The sequence below is a fragment of the Algoriphagus sp. genome (assembly GCF_029254265.1).
GTDB lineage: Bacteria > Bacteroidota > Bacteroidia > Cytophagales > Cyclobacteriaceae > Algoriphagus.
On record NZ_JAQWXX010000034.1, the window covers coordinates 1 to 24,433 of the forward strand.

Below are 24,433 nucleotides of genomic sequence, written 5' to 3' on the forward strand. Positions count from 1 at the left end.
CAGAATTACCTAGACGAGTTTTGTTACAAGCTCAACAGAAGATACTTCGGTCAAAAACTCTTTGACAGACTCATCATTGCTTCGATTTAATCATACTGGCAAGATTGCGGATATACATAATATTAAATCTTAGAAAATGAAAAAAATGTTTGTAACAGCACTTGTATTTGGTTTTGTGCTTATCGGATCAAATGCCGAAGCAAAAATGGCTGACAATCCAGCGTCCAGTGCTTATGTTTTAATGGAAAACGATCCTACAACGATTATTGATAATTATATCAAAGCAGTAGGTGGAAAAGCCAATGTTGAAAAAATCAAAAATTCGGTATTGTTAATGGAAGCGGAATTTCAGGGAGCGACAATTGTTATCCGCGGGATTTCGGACCAGGTCAACGGAAGAATGCTACAGGAGACTTCGGTTATGGGAAATGTTGCCCAAAAGACAGTATTGGTTGACGGGAAAGGTAAAATGTCAGCTATGGGTCAGGAACAAGAACTACCTGAAGAAATGGTTTCCATGTTAAAAGCCCAGACCTATGTATTTCCAGAGATGCATTACAAAGAATTGGGATATGAAATGGAAGTTCAAGGAACAGAAATCATCAATGAAGAAGAAGCACACAAATTGGTTATCACTACTCCAAACGGCATGAAAACAGTTGATTATTATTCAGTTGCTTCCGGTTTGAAATTAAGCACGAGTTCGGAAGCAGCAGGGAATGTCACCTACTTGGATTATTCGGAAATCGAAGGAGTAAAAATCCCTATGAGACTTTTGATCAAGAATCCAATGTTACCCGAAGCCTTGGAAGCGAAGATAGTTTCTGTGAAATTCAATCAGGAGCTTTCTGATGAAGATTTTAAATAAATCCAAAATGCCTGCACTAAAAGGGGAAAGTTCTACGAGGTAAGCTTCAAACTACAGCCAGACGATAAGATCATCCCAGCAGGCCAGCAGAATGGTCTGATGATCTTCTCCTCAGATGCCGAGTTTACAATATTACCCAAGCCCGGCACAGAACTGACGATAGATCTAGATGGAACTGTATTGACCGTTCCAGTGATGGGAGAAAAAGCTGCTGTGGAGAAGGCTGTAAAATAGTCTGAGGTGAAGATTAGAAATTTACTCCTGGCTGGGTGTATTCAGATCGTTTTTGGAACTGAGTGCTTTTGCCTGCACATCACTCTTCCTTCAAAGTCTCCTCCGACTCCACCACCAGGACCATGGACGAGGACATATTGGGATAAACTTTCCAGTTATTTTGAGCTCCGTATTTATAATAATGCGTCTGGAAAAGGGCCGGCATAGAAATATTCAATCCGAATTTATTGCCGCGATTACTTGCTCCGATCCACTCGACACTTGCCACGATAGTACCGCTAGCCATCAGATTTTCCTCTTCCAGATCAACCGTAACCCAGCCCTTTGATGATCAACCACCTGCCGCAGGATCGGCTTTTGTTGTATTATTTTTGTTGGCTTTCCAGATTCGAGTTCATAGAAATTCACCCGTATCAGCAGGGAATCAAAATTATTGAAGGCCACGAAAAACTTCAATTTTGAAAGGTAGTTGGCTTCCTTGCCCAAGCGGAACTTACGACCGATTTCTGCTCCCAAGTTCATATTTGGCTTGGCACTGATGGCAAGATTGGTTTGCATTGCCGTTTTCTCATCGGTATTCCCATACTCGATCGTCTTCAAGACCATGGGCTTTACGACCTGCTCCTGAAGTAGCAGCGTGCTTTCATTCAGCTTGATCCGCATCGGCTCTCCGATTTTTTCAAGTGAAATGATCAGGTCTTTCGCTTCATAGCCCATACAGGAAAATCGAAGGGAAGTAGTTTCTGGTATTTCATCGAGATAAAGTTCAAAATCCCCGGTAGCCGTAGCGATCGTCCCGATGGAGGTCCCCACAAAACCAATCGTCACATAAGGGATCGGCTGATTCTTCAGGTCAGTCACTTTTCCTTTGATCAGGTATTCGGCTTGGGCAACAAAAGAGAAAAGCACTAGGAAACAGGTAAAGACAAGATTTTTCATTTTTGGCTAATTAAGGAATGAATAAGGATCGTTTGGTTTTGAAGGATCTTGGTTAGCAGATCGAAGGATCCAGGCTAGGACTACTGAGCAGAGGCATTAATTTTCAATTTGATTCGCCAGGCTTTGGAAGCCCTCGCGATCAGAATGGATCCGATCAAGGTAGGCGCAAGCCAGATTACCCAGCCGGGACTAAAAGTCACATTTGTAACCAGAAATGCCGTAAGCGTAGCGATGTATGCACCGCCAACCATTCCGATGTGTTTGATCAGCCAAGTTTTGTCATTGGGTTGGAAGCTCGGGTTTTTGATCAGCATGATCAGGTCTCGGATCCCAAAACCCAACAAAATGGCGCCGAATACTGCCATTACATTCACGGAGAATACACCGGACTTGAGCATTTGATAGATGGGCTGTCCCACCATTCCCATAGCCACGATCAAAGCAATGAGAATAGGTAAACGATCCTTCCAGCCGGTACGGTAGGCTTCTTTCAGCCGAAAATAGAAAATGGAGCGCTGACCCGAATAGGTCAAGTACAAGGTGAACACTCCAACGGTAAACAGGAATGGGTTGGATTTCAGCTGAGTCATGGCAATGGCTGAGAACCCAACTATAAACATGGAAATCACATACCATTTCCCAGATTTTAAGTGATTTTGTGATCCTTTACGAGATACGATGGCCATCGCGCCAACCAGTAAAGCTACAAAGCCGGCTATGATGTGAAGGATGAGGAGAGATTGGAAGAGCATAAGCTTGTTCGTTTTTTTTCAAACTTATGCAGGCTTCACCGGTGCTGAAAATTTCTGGGCTAAAGGGAAAGGGTTTGGGATAAAAACCAGTCCAAGGGCTAAATGACACCGGTTTTGGTGCCGAATGACAAGGTCTATTCAAGCATGGATTTGATTTTGCTCACCCTATTTCGGGATACTGGGATCTCATTTGGGGTATTTCGGAGCCGCAGCTGTAAGCCTTGGGCATTGCCTTTGAAACTCTCCAAAAACTCCAAATTCACCAAGAATGCCCGATGGCATCGCACCAAATTGGGTCTGTCAGCCAAGTCGGTTTCCAATCTGCCCAGCGTGCTTCGGACCATGGATTTTTCCAGTTTTCCTTCGATCAAGTGATAGACGGCAATGTAATTATCGGCCGTTTCGGCATAGACAAGTTCGCGCTCGAAGATTTCCAGATCATCTTTTTTCAATTCGGAATGTATGCTCAGCTTGATATCCTGATCCAAGCTTGTTGAGGGTTTTGCTTTTGAGATACTACCGGATAGGTCCTCAGCCGTGTGGACATTGCTTCGTATTAGGTGTGTGTATTTCAAAAACATAAAAAACACGACCGGAAAGAAGCCCACGCCTATGGTGTAGAATAGAAAAAGTAAAAACTCATTAAAATTGAGTCCAATGCTAAACTTGAAATTAGAATAGAGGGTATTGAAAAGACCGATCAGAAGAATATTGAGCAGAGTAAAAACCAACTCCCTCCCAAAAGTCCAGTGCTTCTCCTTAAAATACGCCGGGAAAAGTGTTCGGATCAGCAGCGTGGCCAGCATAATTGTGAAAAAAGTGATCAGACCATAAGTGGCAGTTACCTTGATCAAACCAACCAAATCCCCTCCTCCTAAGCCAAATGGCTGAAAAAAAGTCAAAAACAAAAATACAAAACCCGCCACAAATGCTGCAAACGAGGTCATTTTAGGAATGGAATTTAATGGATAAGGTTCTTTTAACAGCCGGAGTACCCGCATCGCATTGAATCTGTTTTTTTAGATTGGAATATAAATCCAAAAGGATAGATTGACAAAGGCACGATTAATATTCGCACTTAAGAATTGATTTTTTAGCCTTGAGGTTTCTGCTACTTTTTGACCGAATTTTTAAGCTTTTGCCAAGTCTCTTATTTTTTGATTATTCCAAAAACTTGAAATAACCCCAATGCATAAATCTAAGGTGGGTGTTTCAGAATGTTAGTCTAAGCGTAGTTTGCCTTTACTAAAGCTGATCTAAGGCTAAAAAAATCAATTGGATTGTTTTTTAACACCTTGTCCTACCCTAATATCAAAACCGATCCTAAAATTATTTACAATTGTAAGACTTAAGTTTAAAACTGTATAGCTTTCCATAACTAATCACTATAAAAATGAAGCAACCTCTAATTTTTATCTTTCTTATTCTACTGGCTTTTGGATGCAAGGAGAAAACAGCAGATCTGATTTCTATTGATACGATTTTTGAAGAGTATTATAAATTCAAGGATCGCATCAATCCCCTTGAGGCAACAAAAGGTGGAAATTATGAATACAATGATTTTATAGCGAATTATATATCTGATGACTATCAAGACGACTTGAGAAAGAATTACACTTACTTTTTGAATGTGTTAGAGGAATTAGATACTACAGCACTATCAGAAGCGGATCTTTTGAGCATGAAAGTAATGAAATGGGACTGTGAAGTGAAGTTGGAAGGCCTGAATAATTCGATTGTAACCATGGCATCCCCAATTTACAACTTACCTAGTTTTGAATTGATGCCATTATTTCAAATCCAGTCATTGCATCTCTATGTGGCTCAATTAGCAGCTGGAGGCAGTGTTCAGCCTTTTGAAACGGTTGAAGATTATGATAATTGGTTGAAAAGAGTAGATGACTACCTTATTTTTCTGGACACTTCTATTGCGATGATGAAAGAAGGTATGTCTAAAAACATTGTACTACCAACCGCACTTGCTCAAAAAATAATTCCTCAATTGGACGAATTCATCACAAACCCAGTCGATGCGCATTTATTTTACAAGCCAATCGTATCCATGCCTGAGTCAATAGCGGAGGCCGATAAAAATCGCATTGCTGCTGAGTATAGCGCTATGATTACGACGAAGTTGAAGCCGAAATACTCGGAGCTTAAGGAGTTTTTGGTTAATGAATATTTGCCGGCCTGTAGAGAAACTTCAGGAATTGGAGCTTTGCCCAATGGAACAGAAACTTACAATTACCTGATCAAGCTGCATACCACTACAAACCTAACAGCGGATGAGATTCACGAACTTGGAAAATCTGAGGTAGCTCGTATTTTAATCGAAATGGAAGAGGCGAAGAATAAAATTGGCTTTAAAGGTGAAATCAAGGCATTCTTTGAATCAGTTCGCAACAGTCCTGAACAAATGCCTTTTACTGACCCTCAGCAGGTAATCGACAATTTTAACAGCATTAAGGAACGGATCAATGGTACGCTGAATCAGGTTTTTGACTTGAAACCCAAGGCGGATTTTGTGGTGAGACGTACCGAGGCATTTCGCGAAGCCTCCGCAAGTGCTGAATATGTTCCCGGAACCAAAGACGCCTCGAGGCCAGGGATTTTTTATGTGCCAATACCTGATGTTACAACCTACAATAAATATTCAGATGAAGCACTTTTTCTACATGAAGCCATTCCCGGCCATCATTATCAATTATCATTACAACAGGAAAATAAAGATTTGCCGGAATTTTTACATCCGGAAAGCATGGGAGTCTTTGTGGAAGGCTGGGCTTTGTATGCAGAATCATTAGGATCTGAACTGGGCCTTTACGAAGACCCAATTCAGTATTTTGGAATGCTAAGTATGGAAATGCATCGTGCTATTCGACTAGTCGTGGATACTGGAATACATAGTAAAGGATGGACCCGCGAACAAGCTATTCAGTATTCCTTAGACAATGAAGCAGAATCTGAAGACGCGGTTATTGCTGAAATTGAACGTTATATGGCCACTCCAGGCCAAGCATTGTCCTATAAAATCGGTCAGTTAAAAATACGAGAATTAAGAACCAAAGCCGAAACCAAGCTAGGTGAAAAATTCAGCATTACAGAGTTTCACAATCAAGTGATGAATTCCGGTAGTTTGCCTTTGGTATTGTTAGAAGAAAAGATTGACAAGTGGATTGATTCGCAGATTTAGATTATACTGGACTGGGTGTAGTCAACTCGCTTTCAGTTTTGAAATTCAAAAGCCCGTTGGTCTTGGACTGGATGTAACTACGCTTTACTATTAAACCCATCCCGTACAGCTGTCGGGATGTAATTTGTTTATCAGAACTACTTACCAATAATCAACTTCAATCAGACCCTCCAATCCCGAGTAATTCCTGGCGCTAGAAATCAGAAAATCTTCTGCAATACCGATTTATACCGGTTAGTTAAAACTACCTATTGCTATTAAGGTGGACACCCATACAATCACACAGGAAATAAAAATTCCTATGGAATTTGCCAGAAAGGCTTTTTTCCGATCCAAACCAAAAAGATACCCTGCGATGGTACCTGCATAAACTCCAGTTCCTGGAAGTGGAATCAGCACAAATAGCATTAGCCCCCAAAAACCATATTTTTTCACGTTTTTCCCTGCACCGGCTTTGGTTCTCCGCCCCACAAAAATCGCTGCCTTCTTGTAGTGATACCATTTCAGGAAATAACGATTTACTACATCTAGAAAAAAGGTCATTATCGGGAATACCAGCACATTGGCAAAAAAGCAAAGAACAAAAGCCAAATAGATATTTATATCATTCAAGAGGGCGTAAGGGATTCCTAATTTAGCCTCTCCGAAAGGGGAAATGCTCCATAGCATGGCTATGAGTATGTCGAGAAACATTTTATGGTGATTAGATGCCGCAAAAGTAATGAATTTCGCCTGTGCTCCTGCTCGCAGAAACCCAAACTATAGCTGAAAACGCTTTTGAGTAAAAAAGGATTAAATTTTCTTGTTGTCAAATGGGGGATTCAAAGAGAAAAATGGTAAAATAATGGAGCAATAATATGGTAGAGCTATGAAATACAAAGTACATCGCCTTGAAGTCAAACATGACACTATGCAGGAAAAACTGGAACAGTTTATCAATAAACTGGATGGTGAAGTTATTTCTGTATTACCGGATATAAGGCCCACTATGATGTTTTTAGGGGGTTCGGCAAAAGTGGACTTTTTATTAATTGTTGAAAAATTCAACTGATTAAACTCAATCGCTAAGTCTAGTCAGTTCTATTTTGGCAATTAGTGTGGTTTGTTTATACACAAAGTCCACCAAATGATCCTATTCTAAACTCAAAGAGAATTATTAAGGAAATTCCCGAACTTGATGTCTTTGATCAAGCCAATACACAACTATGCTAGTTATACCTGATGAGAAAATCGCTGGACTTTTAGATTACAAAAAACTGATTGAAGCACTTCGGGAGATTTTCCAGTCTGACTACACCATGCCTTTAAGGCACCATCATTTTTATAAAACACCAGAGGGAGATGAAAATACCCTGATCCTGATGCCGGTTTGGAACAGCCAATACATGGGTTTGAAGCAGGTCACTGTCGCACCGGCAAATTCCAAGGAAAACTTACCTTCTATTTTTGCACAGTATATTTTGAGCGATTCCAAAACGGGTCAACCCTTGGCGATGATGAATGCCACTGAGATTACTGCTCGAAGAACGGCCTGCACTTCCGCATTGGCAGCTTCCTACCTATGCCGACAAGATGCAGAAAATTTATTGATCGTAGGCGGAGGAAAAGTGGCCCAACATTTAGCTCAGGCACATTTGGCGGTAAGAAACTTTAAAAAAGTCAGCGTCTGGATGCGAAATCCTACCAAAATGGAAGCATTTGTAGCGAAGTTGAATGATCAGGGAATCCCCGCAGAAGTCGTGAATAATTTGGAAGAATCTGCTCGCAAGGCAGATCTTATTTCTTGTGCCACACCCTCTAAGATTCCAATTATTAAAGGAGAATGGATTCGGCCAGGCACGCACTTGGATCTGATGGGTTCCTATAAACCTGAGACTCGTGAAACTGACGATGAAGCCATTCGCAAGAGCTCCATCTTTGTGGACTCCCGTGCCGGTGCACTGCATGAATCAGGCGAACTTGCACTACCTCTCGCTGCCGGGATCATCACAGAAAAAGATGTCAAAGCAGATATCGTGGAACTGATCAAAGGCATTCACCCCGGAAGAACCTCGAGCGAGGAGATCACACTTTTCAAATCTGTAGGATTGGCTATTGAAGACCTTGCAGCAGCACTGTTGGTATATCAAAACCTCGATCCCAATTTGGATTTCAAATAGTTTCTGAATTAGGATAGTTATTTACCTCAGCTTGTCGGTTAGCTAGAAAACATTCCTGTCAACAAGATTTTACTAGATTTTGAATTAAATTAAGCCCAAGAAAATCCACCCACTATGAAAAAATTCTTCCTTGGGATACTCTTCGTACTCCTCGTGATTGTCGCCATACTACTCTTCAACACCCTTCGAATGAGCTCCAAGCAAGTCGAAGCTGAGCCTGTAGCCAAAGCTGATTTTTCGGATCAGGTTTATCAAAACTTATCTAAAGCCATCACTTTCCAGACGATTTCTTTCAGTGAAGACGCCATACCGGATTCGGCAGCTTTCTTTGGCTTTCATCGCTTTTTGGAGGAAACTTTTCCTTTGACACATGCGAACCTGACCCTGGAAAAAATCAATACCTACAGCCTGCTTTACAAATGGGAGGGCTCAGATCCTTCCAAAAAACCACTGATTATGATGTCCCATCAGGATGTGGTTCCTGTGGATCAACCTACTTTGGAAGCTTGGGAGGCAGCGCCATTTGAAGGGAAAATCACTGATACGCATATCATTGGTCGGGGAACGATGGACGATAAGGGCACTTTGATAGCCGTCTTGGAAGCAGTGGAAAAACTACTTTCTGAAAACTATCAACCTACCCGAACACTCTACATCACTTCCGGGCATGATGAGGAAGTAGGAGGGGCGCGCGGTGCTGCGGAAATCGCCGCTCATCTTAAGGCCCAAGGTGTACAAGCAGCTATGGCGATTGATGAAGGTGGATATATTGCGGAAGGCTTGGTACCTGGAGTATCTGCACCAGTAGCAATGATCAATTTGGCGGAAAAGGGCTTCGCTTCCTTCAGACTAATTGTAGAAACTAATGGAGGTCACAGTTCTGCTCCTCCTCGTGAAAATACTATCGGTATGTTGGCTCAAGCCATCGTAGACCTGGAAAACAATCAATTACCTTATAAACTAGTTCCACCGATTGATGCCCAGTTGGAGTATATGGGACCGGAACTTCCTTTTTTTACCAAAATGGCTTTTGCAAATCCTTGGCTCTTCAAGCAGCAACTTTTGGAAGGCTTAAATGCGCATACCACTACCGCCCCGACCATTATCGACGGAGGCATAAAAAACAATGTCATTCCTACGGTGGCTGAGGCGACGATCAATTTCCGAATCCTTCCGGGCGAAACCATAGAATCTGTCCAGGCTCATATTGAATCCGTCATCTCAGATAAGGTACGCGTGGAACCAGTTGGCTTTCTGACCAATCCTTCTCCAGTATCCACAGTAGATTCGGAATCCTATAAGACATTAGAAAAAACGATTCGAGGTCTTTATCCTGGAACTGTTGTCGTACCAGGCTTGCTCGGTGGCGGTACCGATGCCCGCTACTTCTATGATATCGCTGAGGATGTCTATCGCTTCTATCCAATGCGGATCAATGCTGAATCGATGACCCGATTCCATGGCATCGATGAAAAAATCAGCAAGGAGAACTATCAGGAAATCCTACAATTCAGTTATCAGCTTATTAAGAATTTCTGATAGTAGGATAGTATATTCCCATTAAATCAAAGCCCTATCTCATCGATTGGGCTTTTTTGTGTGTAAGACATAACCTGTTCTAAGGTTAGTATTTTATGGTTGATTTTAAGTAAATTATTGACTGAAACAAAACAATCTATTGGTTTTAGTCAATTAATCAGTCATTCTAATAAAATTGTTTTGACTTTTCATGAAGACTCAAAACCGCGCAATACTTTTTTATTTTTTTTAAACCCAGACCTTCTAGAATCCATGAAAAACTCACTTAAAATTTTCATCCTCCTAATCGCCTGTCTCTCCTGCAAAAATGAGGACTCAGCAGTGAAAGGTACAGCAGAACACATCACTGAAGTGACCAATACAGTAAATGATTTTGTTTTAGTGAATGCCAAAAACGATTCTAAAAATTGGTTGAGTTATGGACAAAATTATTCTGAAGATCGCTTTAGCCAATTGGAGGAAATTACTGTCGAAAATGTAGGGACGCTTGGCCTCAAGTGGTCATACGATCTAAACTCTACCCGTGGAGTGGAAGCCACACCAGTGGTAGTTGACGGAATAATGTACGTCACAGCACCCTGGAGTATCGTCCATGCAATCGACACTAGGACAGGAAAGCAGCTCTGGACCTATGATCCTAAAGTGCCTCGGGAGACTGGCGTAAAAGCATGTTGCGATGTAGTCAATCGCGGAGTCGCACTTTACCAAGGCAAAGTTTTTGTCGCTTCGCTTGATGGACGACTGATTTCAATTGATGCTGCAACCGGAACCAAAATCTGGGAGCAAGTCACTTTGGACACGAGTAAGAATTACACGATTACGGGAGCACCTCGAGTATTCAAAGGCAAAGTAATTATTGGAAATGGTGGCGCTGAGTATGGCGTTCGAGGTTACATCACCGCCTATGATGCCGAAACAGGGGAACAAGCCTGGCGTTGGTATTCCGTGCCGGGGAATCCGGACCAACCCTTTGAACAACCGGAATTAGAAATGGCCGCTGAGACCTGGGATCCAAGTGGGAAATACTGGGAACTTGGCGGCGGTGGCACCATGTGGGATGCTATGGCCTATGACCCCGAACTTAATTTGATGTACGTAGGAGTTGGCAATGGCTCACCTTGGAACAGAAGACTTCGCTCACCTGGAGGAGGAGACAATCTCTTCCTTTCGTCTATAGTTGCTTTAGATCCAGATGATGGAACTTACAAATGGCACTATCAAGGAACACCCGGTGATCACTGGGATTATACCGCAACCCAATCCCTAATTTTGGCTGATCTGGAAATAGAAGGAGCCAATCGAAAGGTGATTATGCAAGCTCCGAAAAATGGATTTTTCTTTGTAATCGACCGAACAAATGGGGAGTATATTTCTGCACAGAATTTTGTGGATGTCAACTGGGCAAGCGGATATGATGAAAAAGGGAGACCCATGGAAATCTCCGAAGCCGAGTATAAAAGCGGATCTTATGAGGCTATTCCGGGGCCAAATGGAGCCCACAATTGGCATTCTATGTCTTTTAACCCAACTACTGGTCTTGTTTATATTCCTGCACAAGGTATTCCCATCGTTATTGAAAATGATCCAAATTGGGTAGCCAATTCAGCTGAGTCAGGAGCTTTTGCTTCTGGAACAGGCTGGAATACTGGCGTCTTATCTTCAGCAACTCCTAAAAAATCAGCGACATTCGGTCATTTACTAGCTTGGGATCCTGTGAAAAAAGCAGCCGCATGGAAAGTAGAGCATGCAAGCCCTTGGAATGGAGGCACCTTAAGTACTGCGGGAAATCTGGTTTTTCAAGGAACGGCCGAGGGAAGATTTGTCGCATACAATGCCTCCACAGGTGAGAAACTTTGGGAAGTCCAAGTCGGCACAGGAGTCATAGCCGCTCCGATCACCTATGAAGTAGATGGGCAGCAGTTTGTAAGTATTGCTGCTGGCTGGGGCGGGAGCCATGGCATGTCCACGAACTACAGTGAATACCAAACTCTAGGAAGAGTTTACACTTTTGCCCTTAATGCCAAAGCTCCAATGCCTGAGCTTGAATTAAGGAAAACCTCATCCATCCTGAGCGGCGTGGCCTATGCCCCCCAAGACATTGGACTTGGGACTAAACTCTATATTACACATTGCGTGATTTGCCACGGCGTGCCGGTCTTGGGTAAGGGGGGAAATATCCCGAATCTTGGATTCTCCAATAAAGACAAAATTGAAAATCTAAAGACCTATGTTTTGACTGACGCACTGAAGGAACTTGGGATGCCTAATTTTTCCGGGAAATTGACAGAAAGCGAGGTGGTTAAAATTCAAGCCTTCATCCAAGGCACAGCTGATGCAGTCAAAGCACAACTAGAAGCCTCGAAGTAATAGCTGAATTAAAAGAAGCTAGGGAAACAGAAATCAAGCGACTAAAAAAAAATAGGCCAAAAGAGTAAACAGTACATCCATGAAAAAACTCCTTTATTTAACTTTCTCTTTCCTAATGCTACTTATGATGGGAAGTTGCCAGGAACCTAAAAAAACCTTTATTATTCCGGAAGGCCACGTGGGCATGTTTGGCTACGGCTCCTTAATGTCTAAAAAACTCATCGATACAGGACTTTTGGCTGAGAAATATGAAGGACCATTTCTATCGGCACATCTCAAAGGCTATAAAAGATCTTGGAGTTTTGTCTGGCCATCCACCTTACCTGGATTCACGACGGATGGACAGTATTACCGATCTTCGATATTGGTGGAAGGAGACACTATTTTCCCTCAGAATATACATTACCTCAATATCCGGGAAGATTCAAACTCGGTAATTAATGGGGTCTTATACATTGTTCCATTTACAGATCTTCCCTCCTATGACGGATGGGAACTGGGATATGAACGATTTGAAGTTACTGATTTGATTTCAGATTACATCGTGGAGGGAGGTCCGGTTTTCGCATACAGGGCCCTTCCGGAATTTACCAAAGACCCGAGTAATGACTTCACCGAAAACATCATCGAGCAAAGCTATATGGACATTATCCTAGATGCTTTTGACTATTGGGGAAAGGAATTTGAGAAAGAGTACCAAAAGAGTACCGAGCCTTTTGATCAGCGGATCATTAGGAAAAGTATTAACATTCCCTGGATCGATCCTCCACTGGATAGCTTAGAAGTATTACGTTCAAAATTCAAAACTCCTTCTTAAAAGGCTAACCCATGAACCAAAAAGACTTAAGCTTAGACCTCAAAAATCTGAAGGTTTAAATCCGAATTCCCAATCGGGATGTGTTAGTCCAATCAAGTTTCTGAGGAATTTCAATCAGAGGAAGCCCTATTTATTTTTTGAACTTTTTCAAGACTTCCTTTCTCCGTTGCCTCCTTCTTTCTAGCTTTTTTTCTTAAAATCAATCGTTTATATTGGAGAGGTATCTTAACATTTGTTTTTTTTCGCCTTTAAATCCTAATACTATGTCAAAATTTTCAACTTTTATAATCCTGCTTTTTTTGCTGATCACTTCTTGTCAAAAGCCAGTCGAAAATGGTGTTACCGCAGAACTCACCGTCTCAGATGAGGTATTAAACCTCGGAGAACAAACCTATACGACAGTGTGCGCTGCTTGCCATACAGAAGGCAACACGAACCTTGCTCCTGCCAAAGGCTTATTGTCGGGTATGTCTCCCCATGCAATCCTCGCCGCCCTGAACATGGGAAAAATGCGAGTGCAGGCAGAACCCTTAAGTTCTGAAGAGCGAGAGGCAGTGGCACAATACCTCACCAACAAGAAATTAATAAAAGTGGTAATACCCGAATCCGCTTACACTACCTTCGAAATTTCAGAGGAGGATGTCAACGCCGAATTTAACTATTCAGGTTGGGGTGGAGATATGGAAGGCACAGGCTTTCGGTCAGTTGCCCAAGCGGGAATCACCCCTGAAAACGTCTCATCTCTGGAGTTGCAATGGAGTTTTGCTTTTCCAAACGCCACCGTAGTTCGAAGCAAACCTGCCATCATTGGAGACTGGATGATCGTAGGAAGCCAGTTTGGTGAAGTCTATGCATTGAATCGTCATTCCGGTCAAATCGGATGGATGTTTCAGGCCGATGCTGCAATCCGGGGAGCAATTACCTATACCGTCGAGAATGAAAATCTTACCGCATACTTTGCCGACTATGCGACCAATACCTATTCCGTCGATATCCGAACTGGGGAATTAAACTGGAAGAAAAGAGCCGGTCAACACCCGTTATCTTCAGTCACTGGCTCTGTAGTGGTGCATGATGGTATCATTTACATCCCTATTACTTCCTTCGAAATAGTCTCCACTCAAGATCCGAACTATGAATGCTGTAACTCATCAGGTGGAGTGACCGCATTGGATGCTAGAACCGGAGCTGAAATCTGGAAGCATAAAGTAATCGCTGAAGAAGCCAAGATTTCCGGGAAAAAGGAAAATGGAGGCTCAATTTATGGTCCTTCCGGCGCTCCTGTTTGGGCAAGTCCTACTGTGGATGCAAAAAGAGGTTTGTTATTTATTGGAACCGGTGAAAACTATACCGCTCCAGCCACCACCACCAGTGACGCGATTCAGGCGCTGGATCTGAAAACGGGAGAATTAAGATGGAATTGGCAGGCATCCAAAAATGACACTTGGAATATGGGTTGTCCTGATAATCCTAACTGTCCCACGCCAACTGGCCCCGATGTAGATTTCGGAATGGCTCCTATTCTAGTCTATGACCAAATCAATGAAAGAGACATTCTGGTAGTAGGGCAAAAATCAGGAGTCGTCCATGCGTTGCTTCCTGAAACCGGAAAAGTGATTTGGCAAACCCGAATTGGAAAAGGCGGAGCACTGGGTGGCATCCATTGGGGCATGGCAACTGACGGTGAGCTAGTCTATGCCGCCAATTCTGATAATGTTTATGCTTTGGATCCGAGCGATGAGACTATAGCTCCTTCACCTGGAATCTATGCGCTCAACCTGCAAACTGGCGAGAAAGTCTGGAGTGTATCCCCTCCACCTTGTGACCCGGCAACCCGTGAAAACTGTCAGCAATCTAACTCTGCCGCACCGACCGTCATTCCGGGAATCGTTTTCGAAGGCGACCTCAATGGATTTGTAAGGGCTTATTCCACCGAAGATGGAACCGTCTTATGGGAATATGACACCGTCAGAGAATATGAAACTGTAAATGGGCAAAAAGGCAGAGGCGGATCGATTGATGGTCCATCTCCTGTGGTGGCAGATGGTATGCTTTACGTCAATTCCGGCTATGCCATGTTTGGAGAAATGCCAGGGAATGTGTTGCTGGCTTTCAAAGTGAAAAGTAAATAATTAAACCAGTGAAATCTATCAGTTCTTTTTTACCAAAATACAATCTATGACCTCCAAATTTCTTAGCCATTTTTTCAGCTTTTTCTTATCTCTTCAACTTAGCCAAGCGACATTCGCACAAGACAACGTTCAGTATGACATCGTCTTAGCCGGTGGCCGAGTGATTGATCCCGAAACCAAGTTGGATGCGATCAGGAATGTAGGGATTATCCAAAATCGAATAGCTCAAATCAGTTCGGAACCTTTACAGGGAAAGGAAGTCATCGATGTCAGCGGTCTTGTGGTCGCTCCTGGATTTATAGACCTGCATGTACATGGTCGGACCAATGTGGAGCAAGAATACCAGCTGCATGATGGAGTTACCACTGCACTGGATCTGGAGTGGGGAGTGGAAAACCTAGGCATGTGGTACGAATCCAGAAAATCAAAAGCTTTGATCCATTATGGAGCTAGCGTGAATTGGCCTTTTGAACGATTTAAGTCCATGGAAAAATATCAGCAGGCTGTTCAGGCTGCTATAGACCAATCGCAAACCTGGGAATCCAGCGTCGAGAAATTGGATTCACTTTTTCCGCTTTCCTTTACCGAGCAACTGAGTTCACAAGAAGAAGAAAGAACCCATCAAAATATAAAATCTTCTCTAGAAGCTGGAGGTTTGGGAATAGGCGTTCCCATCGGATACCTTCCTCAAACCAAGGCAGAAGAAATGTATCGGATCTTTAAATTGGCTGGAGAATTAGATGCTTTAGTCTATACTCACGTGCGCATCCCAAATGTCTATTCCGTTCAAGAGGTCATAGCGGATGCCATACTTACCGGAGCTCCTTTACACATCGTCCATATCAATAGCGTTTCTTTGGATCAAATCGGCTTATCGATACAGATGGTGCAAACCGCTCAGGATAAAGGATTTGATATTAGCACAGAATTGTATCCTTATACTGCTGCTTCGACTGGCTTGGCCAGTGCTATTTTTGATGAGGGTTGGCAGGATCGATTGGGAATCAGTTATGGAGACTTACAATGGGTAGCTACAGGGGAAAGATTAACCAAAGAGACTTTTGAAGCCTACCAAAAAACAGGCGGTGCAGTAATTGTCCACCTGATGAAACCCGAATGGATTAAAACCGGCATAGCAGCTCCCGGGGTAATGATCGCTTCGGACGGTTCCAACTACTCCAAGCTTGCCCATCCACGTACTGCGGGTACTTTTTCCAAAGTTTTGGGCCAATATGTACGGGAAGAAAAAGTTATTGACTTGCCAACTGCAATCGCAAAAATGACTTTGCTGCCTGCTAAACGCATGGAAAACCTGTCCCCAATGATGCGCTTTAAAGGACGAATCCAAGTCGGGACCGATGCAGATATCACAATCTTTAATCCTAATACAATCATTGACAAAGCAACTTTTGAAGAAGGCTTGGCCTTTTCCGAAGGAATAGAATATGTGCTAGTCAATGGGACTTTTGTCTTGAGAAATGGTGAGACAGTTTCAAATGTTTTTCCGGGAAATCCGGTTTATGGGAAGTTTAAGAAGTAGCTGCGAGGAAAGCTTGTCTTAATTGAAAGTCACAAGCTTGAATCAAAAACAGCCATTTATTTTCCAAATCATATTGAATATGAATGGTTTAGATAAGATATTATAGAAGACTAATTGATCCTATTTTGTAAAAATTTATTAAAAACTCTTCCAATGAAAAGTAATCAGGAATTAACCGTTGATGAGCTAAAAGGCAAAAAGAAAACACTAACAACCTCAGTAATAGTTATAAGTGTTTTAATGATATTGTATTCTGTCTATTTCATTTCAAAACTTGCATCGGGAACTTGGCTATCAACGAATACACTCGGAATGGTTGGATTGGGAGTTTTAGTGATTTTTATTTCAAATCTAGCAATACAATTAGTCCTAATTGAGAAGGAACTTAAAAGCCGAAAAGAAAACGATTGATTGGGATAAACTCCCAGACCTTAAAAAGTCTTTAGGGGTATCAGCAAGAACAATGAAAAAACAACTTCTGACTTTACTTTTCTTCTTTACCTTGACAGTCCTGTCTTTTGGACAAAGTATTGAAGAAATCTTCAAAGCTCTTCCATTAGCTTACGCAAACGAACTTACGTTAGAAGCCAAGGATTCCTTAATCCAAAATGGAACCTACACATTTCCCGGTGGAGATGAAGTGGAATCATTGAAATGCGATTATACTTCTGAAAAGGACTTCATTCGAATGATCTATAGCTTTCCTTCCGGACAAAGCGGAATTCTAATTATTGAATTACGGAAATTTGAAAAAATTGACGGCTCACTTGCAGTTGTGTATGCAAAATTTGGAGGTGCCAGAAGAGCGTATGAGCAACATACCCTTTTGACTTTTGACTACCAAGACAGCTCGCTTAGGCTCAACGAGAATTTAGGCCTTCCAGAAACCATAGAACCTTATCAATTTCTAAAAGACAATCTTCCTGACAGCGTGAAAACAGAAAGTAGGAACTTGAATACAAGTTACAATCTCGTTCCAGAGGAAGCGAATTCAGTTGAATACCTAGTTAATCCGGAGACTAATCAGTCTGAAGAATTGATAAAAACCGATCGTTTTCTATTCACTTGGAATGGTGTGCGATTTGAAAAAAGTGAAAAATAACCACCGAAGAAAATGGATCATTGAGACTCCTAAAACTAACCTATGATAAAATTCTTTCGACAAATCCGACAGCGATAGCTAACTGAGAATAAAGTCAGCAGGTATTTGATTTATGCGATTGGAGAAATTTTTCTAGTGGAAATAGGGATTCTGATTGCCTTATACCTAAACGCCTGGAATGATAACCGGAAAGATCGAATAGCAAAAAAGGCAGCTTCTCTTATTCCTATATAATTACCTGGATAAATGAAAAATTGCTACAGTTTAGGAAAACGTATGGGATTATAGAGATATTAGGAGGGTTAAAAGAAACCTCCTATTTGACCAAATAGGAGTGATATAAATACCTTTTAAAAATTGGTTTTACCCAAATCTGAAACTGTTATGAAAAAGTTCATCCTTCTATGTATCGTTTCTGTTTTTATAACAGGATTCGCCTTTGGTCAAGATCAATATATCTTTCCATTTGGAAGTGGACCAAACAAATTATTCATCAAAGAAATCATCAAATTAACCGGCAAGGAAAGACCTAAAATCTGCTTTTTACCAACTGCCTCCGGAGATAGTGAACGGAGTATTATAAACTGGTATGAACTTGTTCATGACCTATCTGTAGAACCCTCTGTACAGCGAGTGTGGATTAGTTCATACAACCAAGATGTGACTTTTGAAGAAGTTCTCCTCAGCATGGACGCCATTGTAGTCGGAGGAGGAAATACCCTTAATATGATGGCAATATGGAAAGCTCAGGGAATTGATGTGGTCCTTAAAAAAGCATTGGAAAAAGGTATTGTTTTAGCAGGTGGAAGTGCAGGATCTCTTTGCTGGTTTGAGAATGGAACGACAGATTCTCGACCAATAGAATTGTCCGTGGTGGAAGGCTTAGGCTTTCTCCCTTTTAGTCATAGCCCACATTATGATGGAGAGGAATTTCGAAGACCGCTTTATCAAAAAAACATCAAAAATGGAATATTCAAAGCTGGATATGCGATGGATAACAATGCCGGAATCATATTCAAAAATGGAAAACCATTCAAAGTAGTGTCCATCGATGAAAAATATAACAACTACTTTGTTTCACTGAAAGATGGCAAAGTTGTAGAGGAGAAACTACAATCAATCATTCTGAAATAAAGTCTCTTTTTTAATCGAAAATAGAAGATGAATTAATTGAAATCTATCACACGGACAGTTTGGGTTTTATCGGTAGTCAGTTTGCTTACCGACACGGCAAGCGAAATGCTCTATCCGATCATGCCCATCTATCTAAAGACGATTGGGTTTTCGATCGTTTTGATAGGGATTCTTGAAGGTCTAGCTGAGGCAACGGCAGGACTTAGTAAAGGCTATTTTGGCAAACTTTCCGACACTTCTGGCAGGCGAGTTCCTTTTGTGCAAATAGGCTATGCATTTAGTGCTATTTCAAAACCAATGATGGCAATTTTCATATTCCCACTTTGGATATTTTTTTCACGAACGATTGACCGCTTAGGAAAGGGTATTCGAACTGGTGCAAGGGACGCGATTCTTTCAGGCGAGGCTACACCTGAGACCAAAGGAAAAGTATTTGGGTTTCACCGTTCGATGGATACGCTTGGGGCCGCTATCGGACCTTCCTTAGCTTTGGTTTACTTGTATTTTTATCCGGAGGATTACAAAACCCTTTTTTTGATTGCATTTATTCCCGGACTGCTAGCCGTACTATCCTCCTTTTACCTCAAGGAAAAAAAGATAAACGAGCCTAAAATAAAAGTCAAAACCCCATTCTTTTCATTCCTTAACTATTGGAAGGAAAGTCCATCGCAATACAGAAAACTTGTAATCGGACTTTTAATTTTCACACTATTCAACAGTTCCGATGTTTTTCTTTTGCTGCAGGCCAAGCTATCAGGACTTGATGACACCAGTGTCATTGGAGTCTATATTTTTTACAATCTAATTTATGCCTTGTTCGCTTTTCCGGTTGGAATTCTTGCCGACAAAGTGGGACTGAAAACCATTTTCATTGCCGGACTTGGCCTATTTGCATTGGTATATTTTGGTATGTCTGTCAACACAAATCTTTACTTCTTTTTCGGGTTGTTTTTTCTTTATGCGATTTATGCTTCAGCGACAGAGGGCATTTCAAAAGCATGGATTTCAAACATTACCGAAAAGAAAAATATCGCGACGGCAATTGGAACATTTACGGGGCTTCAAAGTATCTGCACCATGCTGGCAAGCTCATTTACAGGATTGATTTGGTTTCAGTTCGGTGCGACAGCTGCATTCATAATGACAGGGATCGCAACCCTATTTGTAATTATTTACTTTCTAACTGTCCCTAAACCGAAAATTAACGAGAGCCCGCAATAGAGTAAGAAAAAGGGCGTCCACTTTATTAAAACTTAAAAACCAGCACCGATTCTCATCAGTGCTGGTTTTTTTTATTGAATCAATTTCTGGCTTTGAAAAGCACTGGAGATCGATTATTTAATATTCATATTCTAAACAGTAGCTTGACCCAAAGCCGTAAAAGCCAGATTGAAGTTCAGTTTTGAAGTTCTTCGGTCTCCGGTCATCTGTCTTCCAGCTCAAAAACCTAAGGTAATTAGGCTCCTGATCTAACTGCGGGTAATACTATTACTTAAACCTCAAATTGTGTGTAACCGCTAGACCAATGGTTTGAACATCGATGCTTGGATCAGCACGGAAAACCTGATTGTAGAAAGCGAATACATTCCAATTATAATTGTGATAGCCCAATTGAGGACGGATATAAGCGCCACCTTCATTTTGATTGAAATCAGTAAAGAAGGTATACCCTACATCTGTTCCAGCAAAAAAGCCGGAAGGCTGAGGATAGTAACGGAACATCAAACCGAGCGGAATTGCGCCGAAGCCTTTCTCCGAACCGTCAAGTGATGCGTTATTTTTATTGTAATATTTGGTATAACCCGTGGTGACACCAAATCCATAATTGTCAGTTCGCATAAACTGAGCTGAAGCTTCAACTCCAAAAGCAAGCTTAGAGTAATCACTCAAATCCCCTATCGGTACGCCTAGGTTAAGTCCAAACTTTAACCAGGAATTTTGCTGGCTGATTTCATCCAGTTCTCTTGTTTGCTGCGCATTTGAAGTCAGAGTAATCATCCCGACAAAAAAAATTAGAAATAGCTTTTTCATTAGTATTTGTTTATTTCCTATTTCTCTTCCAAAAGGGATACCCATTTAGGATTCTATATTGAGAAATGATAAACAAATGCAGTTTCTGATGCTCCTAACTCATTTTTCGAAAAAGACTAGTCGAAAATCAGGAATATATTTTCGAAGATAAACTTGAGGAATATCCGTTTTTTGGGGAATAGATTCCCGATATAGCTTCAGTTGATCAAGCTTAGTCAAATTTCTGTTTCGCTTTTTTACTTAAATTCAGCTTTGTAACCATTGCCCTTTTATGAGAAAATTTATCCTAGGCCTGCTCTTAATTCTTTTATTATTAGGAGGATTTTTGTTTAACATATTTTACTCCACAGGCTTCTTTAGAGAAGTAGCCGCTTCTAATTCCTTTGGTCCCGTATTCACAACGATCGCTTTACCTGGAGTAGAGGATATGGCCCTCGCAAGGGCTGATAGCCTATTAATACTTTCTGTAGATGACCGTGCTGCAAGGCGAGATGGAAAGGAAGGATTGAAAGGCCTTTACCTAATCGACTTAAGAAATTCTTCTTTTACACCTATTTCACTCACTGATCAGCTGGATTTTCCTTTCTTCCCACATGGCATCAGCATATTCCCATTAGATTCTGCAAAGTATGGCTTGATGGCTATCAACCATGTGGATGGAAAGCATTCGGTTGAACATTTTATCCTTGAAGGCAAAAATCTCACCCACCAAAGAACGATCACAGATCCTAATTTCATCAGCCCAAATGATCTGGTGATGGTAGGTCCAGATCAGTTCTATTACTCCAATGATCATGGCTACACCGATGGCTTAGGAGTTTTCGCAGAAAATTATATCGGTTTGAAAGCCTCAAATGTGGGTTTCTACAATGGACAATCTGCAGAAATCAAAGTCGGAAGGATTGGCTATGCCAATGGAATTCAGTTTGATGCTTCCAAACGATTACTGTATGTAGCTTCCGTCAGAGCCTTTCAGGTGAAAGTTTACCAAGTGGATGAAAACTGGAACTTAACCCTTTTGGAAGATATAGAAGTCAGAACCGGAGTCGACAACATCGAATTAGATCCTTCGGGAATTCTTTGGATAGGGGCTCATCCAGATTTATTACAATTCGCTTCCTATGCTGCAGGCAAAAAACCTATAGCTCCATCTGAGGTAATCCAAATCAGCTATTCGCAAGGAAATTCTACCGTGAAATCCATTTTTACAGATCCTGGAAATGCAATATCAGGTTCTTCAGTGGCTTTGCCTTGGGGCGATTATTTATTTATCGGTAATGTCATGGACAGCAAAGTCTTGGTTTTGAAAAAGTAGGTACTGCAGGCTAGCTTCGAAATTGGCGGATTTAATTTTCATCACAGAAAGGAAAAAGACCGCCCAAAAAGCGGCCTCTTTCAGGAAGAGATAGTAGTCAAACACATCTTTTCCGTTTCTGCTTATGCGTCAAAATTCTGACTTATTTTTTCCGTTTGCTCTGAGAGTCAATATATTCTAAAGTTTGCTCAACCCAGTCAGATTCTGGGCCTAAGTTCACTTCCGGCCTCACGCCAACTTCCTCATAGGCAATAAATTGTTTTTGTCGCATGTCAGTTGGGTAAAAATTAAATAATCCAGAAGGCGAGTCGTAACTTTTGCCATAATTCGAACCATAGCTTATAGCCCCATAGGTTCTTTGTCCCAATTGAGTAGCAACAAATTGTTTTTTCAGTCGAACTGTGGTCATCTCAGCATTTGACCCGGTAAAAAAATTTGTGATTATGTAAATATTGGCCGACTTCTTTTTTAGTGCTTTCAAAATTGGTAGGGAGATTTTATCAGCTCCACCACCATTATTCCTTAAATCTATAATCAAGTTTTTTGCAGATAGCTCAGTACTTATTTGTTCTATCAAAGCATCACGCTTGGCTGGCATTGTGTTTCGGTTAAAGCTGTTCAACCAAACGTATTGCACATCATCGTTTAAGTAAGATAGCTTATAAGCTTCCTCCTCCTTCTTTTCAATCAATGCATAATTCTTCTTGAGATCTTCCTTAAGCACGCCTGGAAATAACATTCCATTATCAAAAAATTGAGCTTTAGAAAATTTTAGATTTTTATAATTTTTCCCATAATAGGTAATATCATAATGGGAAGGCTGACTTGAAGCTTTTATATAAGCAAAAATCTGTCCGGCCTCCCAAATTCCCAGATCTGAAGAAAGTATAACTCCCACTAAGCTGTCAGCCATATCTGTACGATAAACACCCATTCTCAGATTACTTCCGATTGTATAGATTCCCTCAATATCATCCAAAGGTTTATTTTTGAGGCTCTCAGTTAATGATGCAATATTTTTAACAGTTTTAGGGAAGTTTTTGAATGATTCAGTAGCTCTATAATTAGCTTCAAACTCAGGATTTTGGAGATCTTCCAGCTTGAAATCAGGTAAGACTTCATTCACTTCGGCATGCTTATCCTGTATTAAAGCCATAAGCTGATTAAGACTCCAATAACAGGCCAACTTGGAAATTTCACCCTCCATATTTGATCTGAGCGATTCGTACTTTTTTTCAAACGCTCTCTTTCTCTCTCCCTTAACCTGATCTTTAAAGGAGGAGGTAGTTTGTATTTGCTCATAAACAAATTCAAGTTCAGGTTTGCAGTCGCAATTGCTTTGTGCCGAAAGTTTAAAACTCAGCGAAATCAGCAAAAATAAGGTAAGTGAATTTTTCATTTCTTTTTGTGTTTGTGTTTGACTATGAATCAAACGTACAAACAGAAATCGGCCTATTACACTTGTTAAAGAACACTTGTGGTGAAAGTTTACTATTCTGTGGTCAAATTTACCATCATTCTCAAATCGTTTAAATACGTTTTTGATACAGGCACTTCAATTCCTTCGCTAAGTAAAACCTGAACCTTTTTATTCCCGGTTTTCCATTGTTTAAAATGGTATGGATTAATCAAAAAAGAACGATGGGTACGGATCAATTCAGGGACTTGCTCCTCCACAGTCATAAGCTTATTTCGAATCAAATGTGTCTTTAATTTTTCCCCTTCTTTGAAAGTTACTTCCACGTAATTATCTGAGGATTGAATGCATATTAGGTCATTTAATTGGAGACGTAAACTTTCATAATTGCCTATCCCGCGTATTTCAATTTTCTCATTTTCAAATCGCTTTTCCTTATACTTCCCAAATGACCATCTGACGAAAACCACAATCGGGAAAACCGTCAATGCAGCTGGCATATAGACCGAAGTGGCAAAATATAAAATCGGGTAGGCGTAAGGATCCGCATCTACTACTAAATAGTAATAAATCGAACGGGTAGAAATAAAGCTTACTATGAACAGGAGGGAGAAAAATATGAATTCTGCACTAACTAACCAGCTTCTCATTTTAAGAAGCCACCAAAATTGAAACGGCAAGCAGATTAAATAACAAATTGATCCGAAAAGCCCATAAATAGGCAGATAAATCAACTTTTCCCTACTATCCAACTGACTAACATCAAGAGGCTCTGTGAAAAATAAAAAGACAAATATCCAGACTGCCAATCCCAAAGCAATAATCAAATGATGCTTCAAGGATGGATCAAAAGGATATTTCTGTTTTAACATAGCTTGCTTTATCTACAATAGT

The 24,433-nt window shown here is 41.1% G+C and carries 23 protein-coding genes; 15 read left to right on the forward strand and 8 right to left on the reverse strand.

Going from position 1 to position 24,433, the window contains the following annotated elements; all coding sequences use genetic code 11:
- Positions 1-136: 136 nt before the first annotated feature.
- Both P8O16_RS04535 and P8O16_RS04540 read left to right on the forward strand, forming a co-directional pair.
- Complete coding sequence (locus P8O16_RS04535) at positions 137-868, forward strand: peptidase, M16 family protein (protein ID WP_300311322.1); 732 nt, start codon at positions 137-139, stop codon at positions 866-868.
- A complete protein-coding gene (locus P8O16_RS04540) occupies positions 869-1,102 on the forward strand; it encodes a CocE/NonD family hydrolase C-terminal non-catalytic domain-containing protein (RefSeq protein ID WP_300311408.1) in 234 nt (77 codons plus the stop codon). It begins immediately after the preceding gene.
- Between the two features lie 79 nt (positions 1,103-1,181).
- On the opposite strand, the gene P8O16_RS04545 is transcribed toward P8O16_RS04540, so the two are convergent.
- The 4 genes from P8O16_RS04545 to P8O16_RS04560 all read right to left on the reverse strand — a co-directional run bounded on the left by P8O16_RS04545 (position 1,182) and on the right by P8O16_RS04560 (position 3,740).
- The gene (locus P8O16_RS04545) at positions 1,182-1,388 is read right to left on the reverse strand and encodes a hypothetical protein (RefSeq protein ID WP_300311324.1); all 207 of its coding nucleotides are present in this window, start codon (positions 1,386-1,388) and stop codon (positions 1,182-1,184) included.
- Positions 1,388-2,041 carry a carboxypeptidase-like regulatory domain-containing protein gene (locus tag P8O16_RS04550; protein WP_300311326.1) on the reverse strand — a complete coding sequence of 218 codons (654 nt, stop codon included), beginning with the start codon at positions 2,039-2,041 and terminating at the stop codon, positions 1,388-1,390. Before P8O16_RS04550 ends, P8O16_RS04545 begins: the two co-directional genes overlap by 1 nt.
- 80 nt (positions 2,042-2,121) lie before the next feature.
- Positions 2,122-2,793 (reverse strand): DUF2306 domain-containing protein, encoded by a 672-nt coding sequence (locus P8O16_RS04555; RefSeq protein ID WP_300311328.1) that lies wholly within the window; start codon positions 2,791-2,793, stop codon positions 2,122-2,124.
- A gap of 134 nt (positions 2,794-2,927) precedes the next feature.
- Positions 2,928-3,740, reverse strand: coding sequence for a LytTR family DNA-binding domain-containing protein (locus P8O16_RS04560; protein WP_300311329.1), 813 nt, complete (start codon positions 3,738-3,740; stop codon positions 2,928-2,930).
- Positions 3,741-4,186: 446 nt separating this feature from the next.
- On the opposite strand from P8O16_RS04560, the gene P8O16_RS04565 reads away from it, so the two are divergent.
- A complete protein-coding gene (locus P8O16_RS04565) occupies positions 4,187-5,986 on the forward strand; it encodes a DUF885 family protein (protein ID WP_300311331.1) in 1,800 nt (599 codons plus the stop codon).
- Between the two features lie 234 nt (positions 5,987-6,220).
- On the opposite strand, the gene P8O16_RS04570 is transcribed toward P8O16_RS04565, so the two are convergent.
- A complete protein-coding gene (locus P8O16_RS04570) occupies positions 6,221-6,679 on the reverse strand; it encodes a small multi-drug export protein (RefSeq protein ID WP_300311333.1) in 459 nt (152 codons plus the stop codon).
- A gap of 175 nt (positions 6,680-6,854) precedes the next feature.
- Between P8O16_RS04570 and P8O16_RS04575 the strand changes: the two genes are divergently transcribed.
- The 11 genes from P8O16_RS04575 (at position 6,855) to P8O16_RS04625 (ending at position 19,997) form a co-directional block, all read left to right on the forward strand.
- On the forward strand, positions 6,855-7,037 hold the full coding sequence (locus P8O16_RS04575) for a hypothetical protein (RefSeq protein WP_300311335.1): 183 nt from the start codon (positions 6,855-6,857) through the stop codon (positions 7,035-7,037).
- Between the two features lie 154 nt (positions 7,038-7,191).
- A complete protein-coding gene (locus tag P8O16_RS04580) occupies positions 7,192-8,145 on the forward strand; it encodes an ornithine cyclodeaminase family protein (protein WP_300311337.1) in 954 nt (317 codons plus the stop codon).
- 114 nt (positions 8,146-8,259) lie between these two features.
- Positions 8,260-9,684: a M20 family peptidase gene (locus tag P8O16_RS04585; RefSeq protein ID WP_300311339.1), complete on the forward strand. Its 1,425-nt coding sequence runs from the start codon at positions 8,260-8,262 to the stop codon at positions 9,682-9,684.
- A 252-nt stretch (positions 9,685-9,936) separates the two neighbouring features.
- Positions 9,937-12,051, forward strand: a complete 2,115-nt coding sequence (locus tag P8O16_RS04590) for a PQQ-dependent dehydrogenase, methanol/ethanol family (RefSeq protein ID WP_300311341.1) — start codon at positions 9,937-9,939, stop codon at positions 12,049-12,051.
- Between the two features lie 79 nt (positions 12,052-12,130).
- Positions 12,131-12,868, forward strand: coding sequence for a gamma-glutamylcyclotransferase family protein (locus tag P8O16_RS04595; protein WP_300311343.1), 738 nt, complete (start codon positions 12,131-12,133; stop codon positions 12,866-12,868).
- 263 nt (positions 12,869-13,131) lie between these two features.
- The gene (locus P8O16_RS04600) at positions 13,132-15,000 is read left to right on the forward strand and encodes a PQQ-binding-like beta-propeller repeat protein (RefSeq protein WP_300311345.1); all 1,869 of its coding nucleotides are present in this window, start codon (positions 13,132-13,134) and stop codon (positions 14,998-15,000) included.
- Positions 15,001-15,046: 46 nt separating this feature from the next.
- The gene (locus tag P8O16_RS04605) at positions 15,047-16,540 is read left to right on the forward strand and encodes an amidohydrolase family protein (RefSeq protein ID WP_300311347.1); all 1,494 of its coding nucleotides are present in this window, start codon (positions 15,047-15,049) and stop codon (positions 16,538-16,540) included.
- A gap of 153 nt (positions 16,541-16,693) precedes the next feature.
- The gene (locus P8O16_RS04610; protein WP_300311349.1) at positions 16,694-16,951 is read left to right on the forward strand and encodes a hypothetical protein; all 258 of its coding nucleotides are present in this window, start codon (positions 16,694-16,696) and stop codon (positions 16,949-16,951) included.
- A 52-nt stretch (positions 16,952-17,003) separates the two neighbouring features.
- Complete coding sequence (locus P8O16_RS04615; protein ID WP_300311351.1) at positions 17,004-17,642, forward strand: hypothetical protein; 639 nt, start codon at positions 17,004-17,006, stop codon at positions 17,640-17,642.
- Positions 17,643-18,026: 384 nt separating this feature from the next.
- The gene (locus tag P8O16_RS04620; protein WP_300311352.1) at positions 18,027-18,776 is read left to right on the forward strand and encodes a peptidase E; all 750 of its coding nucleotides are present in this window, start codon (positions 18,027-18,029) and stop codon (positions 18,774-18,776) included.
- A 36-nt stretch (positions 18,777-18,812) separates the two neighbouring features.
- Entirely contained in the window at positions 18,813-19,997 is a 1,185-nt protein-coding gene (locus P8O16_RS04625; RefSeq protein ID WP_300311354.1) for an MFS transporter, read from the forward strand.
- A gap of 267 nt (positions 19,998-20,264) precedes the next feature.
- Here the strand turns inward: P8O16_RS04625 and P8O16_RS04630 are convergent, their stop codons facing one another.
- Entirely contained in the window at positions 20,265-20,807 is a 543-nt protein-coding gene (locus P8O16_RS04630; protein WP_300311356.1) for a hypothetical protein, read from the reverse strand.
- Positions 20,808-21,078: 271 nt separating this feature from the next.
- Between P8O16_RS04630 and P8O16_RS04635 the strand changes: the two genes are divergently transcribed.
- Complete coding sequence (locus P8O16_RS04635) at positions 21,079-22,122, forward strand: hypothetical protein (RefSeq protein ID WP_300311358.1); 1,044 nt, start codon at positions 21,079-21,081, stop codon at positions 22,120-22,122.
- A 142-nt stretch (positions 22,123-22,264) separates the two neighbouring features.
- Here the strand turns inward: P8O16_RS04635 and P8O16_RS04640 are convergent, their stop codons facing one another.
- Together P8O16_RS04640 and P8O16_RS04645 are read right to left on the reverse strand one after the other, a co-directional pair.
- Positions 22,265-23,521, reverse strand: coding sequence for a S41 family peptidase (locus P8O16_RS04640; protein ID WP_300311360.1), 1,257 nt, complete (start codon positions 23,519-23,521; stop codon positions 22,265-22,267).
- 92 nt (positions 23,522-23,613) lie between these two features.
- Entirely contained in the window at positions 23,614-24,411 is a 798-nt protein-coding gene (locus P8O16_RS04645; RefSeq protein ID WP_300311362.1) for a LytTR family DNA-binding domain-containing protein, read from the reverse strand.
- Positions 24,412-24,433 lie beyond the last annotated feature (22 nt).

Coding starts and splice junctions, on each gene's coding strand:
- P8O16_RS04630 (WP_300311356.1), bottom strand. CDS start 20,807: ATGAAAAAGCTATTTCTAATTTTTTTTGTCGGGATGATTACTCTGACT.
- P8O16_RS04605 (WP_300311347.1), top strand. CDS start 15,047: ATGACCTCCAAATTTCTTAGCCATTTTTTCAGCTTTTTCTTATCTCTT.
- P8O16_RS04645 (WP_300311362.1), bottom strand. CDS start 24,411: ATGTTAAAACAGAAATATCCTTTTGATCCATCCTTGAAGCATCATTTG.
- P8O16_RS04590 (WP_300311341.1), top strand. CDS start 9,937: ATGAAAAACTCACTTAAAATTTTCATCCTCCTAATCGCCTGTCTCTCC.
- P8O16_RS04570 (WP_300311333.1), bottom strand. CDS start 6,679: ATGTTTCTCGACATACTCATAGCCATGCTATGGAGCATTTCCCCTTTC.
- P8O16_RS04620 (WP_300311352.1), top strand. CDS start 18,027: ATGAAAAAGTTCATCCTTCTATGTATCGTTTCTGTTTTTATAACAGGA.
- P8O16_RS04615 (WP_300311351.1), top strand. CDS start 17,004: ATGAAAAAACAACTTCTGACTTTACTTTTCTTCTTTACCTTGACAGTC.
- P8O16_RS04595 (WP_300311343.1), top strand. CDS start 12,131: ATGAAAAAACTCCTTTATTTAACTTTCTCTTTCCTAATGCTACTTATG.
- P8O16_RS04560 (WP_300311329.1), bottom strand. CDS start 3,740: ATGACCTCGTTTGCAGCATTTGTGGCGGGTTTTGTATTTTTGTTTTTG.
- P8O16_RS04535 (WP_300311322.1), top strand. CDS start 137: ATGAAAAAAATGTTTGTAACAGCACTTGTATTTGGTTTTGTGCTTATC.
- P8O16_RS04600 (WP_300311345.1), top strand. CDS start 13,132: ATGTCAAAATTTTCAACTTTTATAATCCTGCTTTTTTTGCTGATCACT.
- P8O16_RS04610 (WP_300311349.1), top strand. CDS start 16,694: ATGAAAAGTAATCAGGAATTAACCGTTGATGAGCTAAAAGGCAAAAAG.
- P8O16_RS04635 (WP_300311358.1), top strand. CDS start 21,079: ATGAGAAAATTTATCCTAGGCCTGCTCTTAATTCTTTTATTATTAGGA.
- P8O16_RS04580 (WP_300311337.1), top strand. CDS start 7,192: ATGCTAGTTATACCTGATGAGAAAATCGCTGGACTTTTAGATTACAAA.
- P8O16_RS04585 (WP_300311339.1), top strand. CDS start 8,260: ATGAAAAAATTCTTCCTTGGGATACTCTTCGTACTCCTCGTGATTGTC.
- P8O16_RS04550 (WP_300311326.1), bottom strand. CDS start 2,041: ATGAAAAATCTTGTCTTTACCTGTTTCCTAGTGCTTTTCTCTTTTGTT.
- P8O16_RS04565 (WP_300311331.1), top strand. CDS start 4,187: ATGAAGCAACCTCTAATTTTTATCTTTCTTATTCTACTGGCTTTTGGA.
- P8O16_RS04640 (WP_300311360.1), bottom strand. CDS start 23,521: ATGAAAAATTCACTTACCTTATTTTTGCTGATTTCGCTGAGTTTTAAA.
- P8O16_RS04545 (WP_300311324.1), bottom strand. CDS start 1,388: ATGGCTAGCGGTACTATCGTGGCAAGTGTCGAGTGGATCGGAGCAAGT.
- P8O16_RS04575 (WP_300311335.1), top strand. CDS start 6,855: ATGAAATACAAAGTACATCGCCTTGAAGTCAAACATGACACTATGCAG.
- P8O16_RS04555 (WP_300311328.1), bottom strand. CDS start 2,793: ATGCTCTTCCAATCTCTCCTCATCCTTCACATCATAGCCGGCTTTGTA.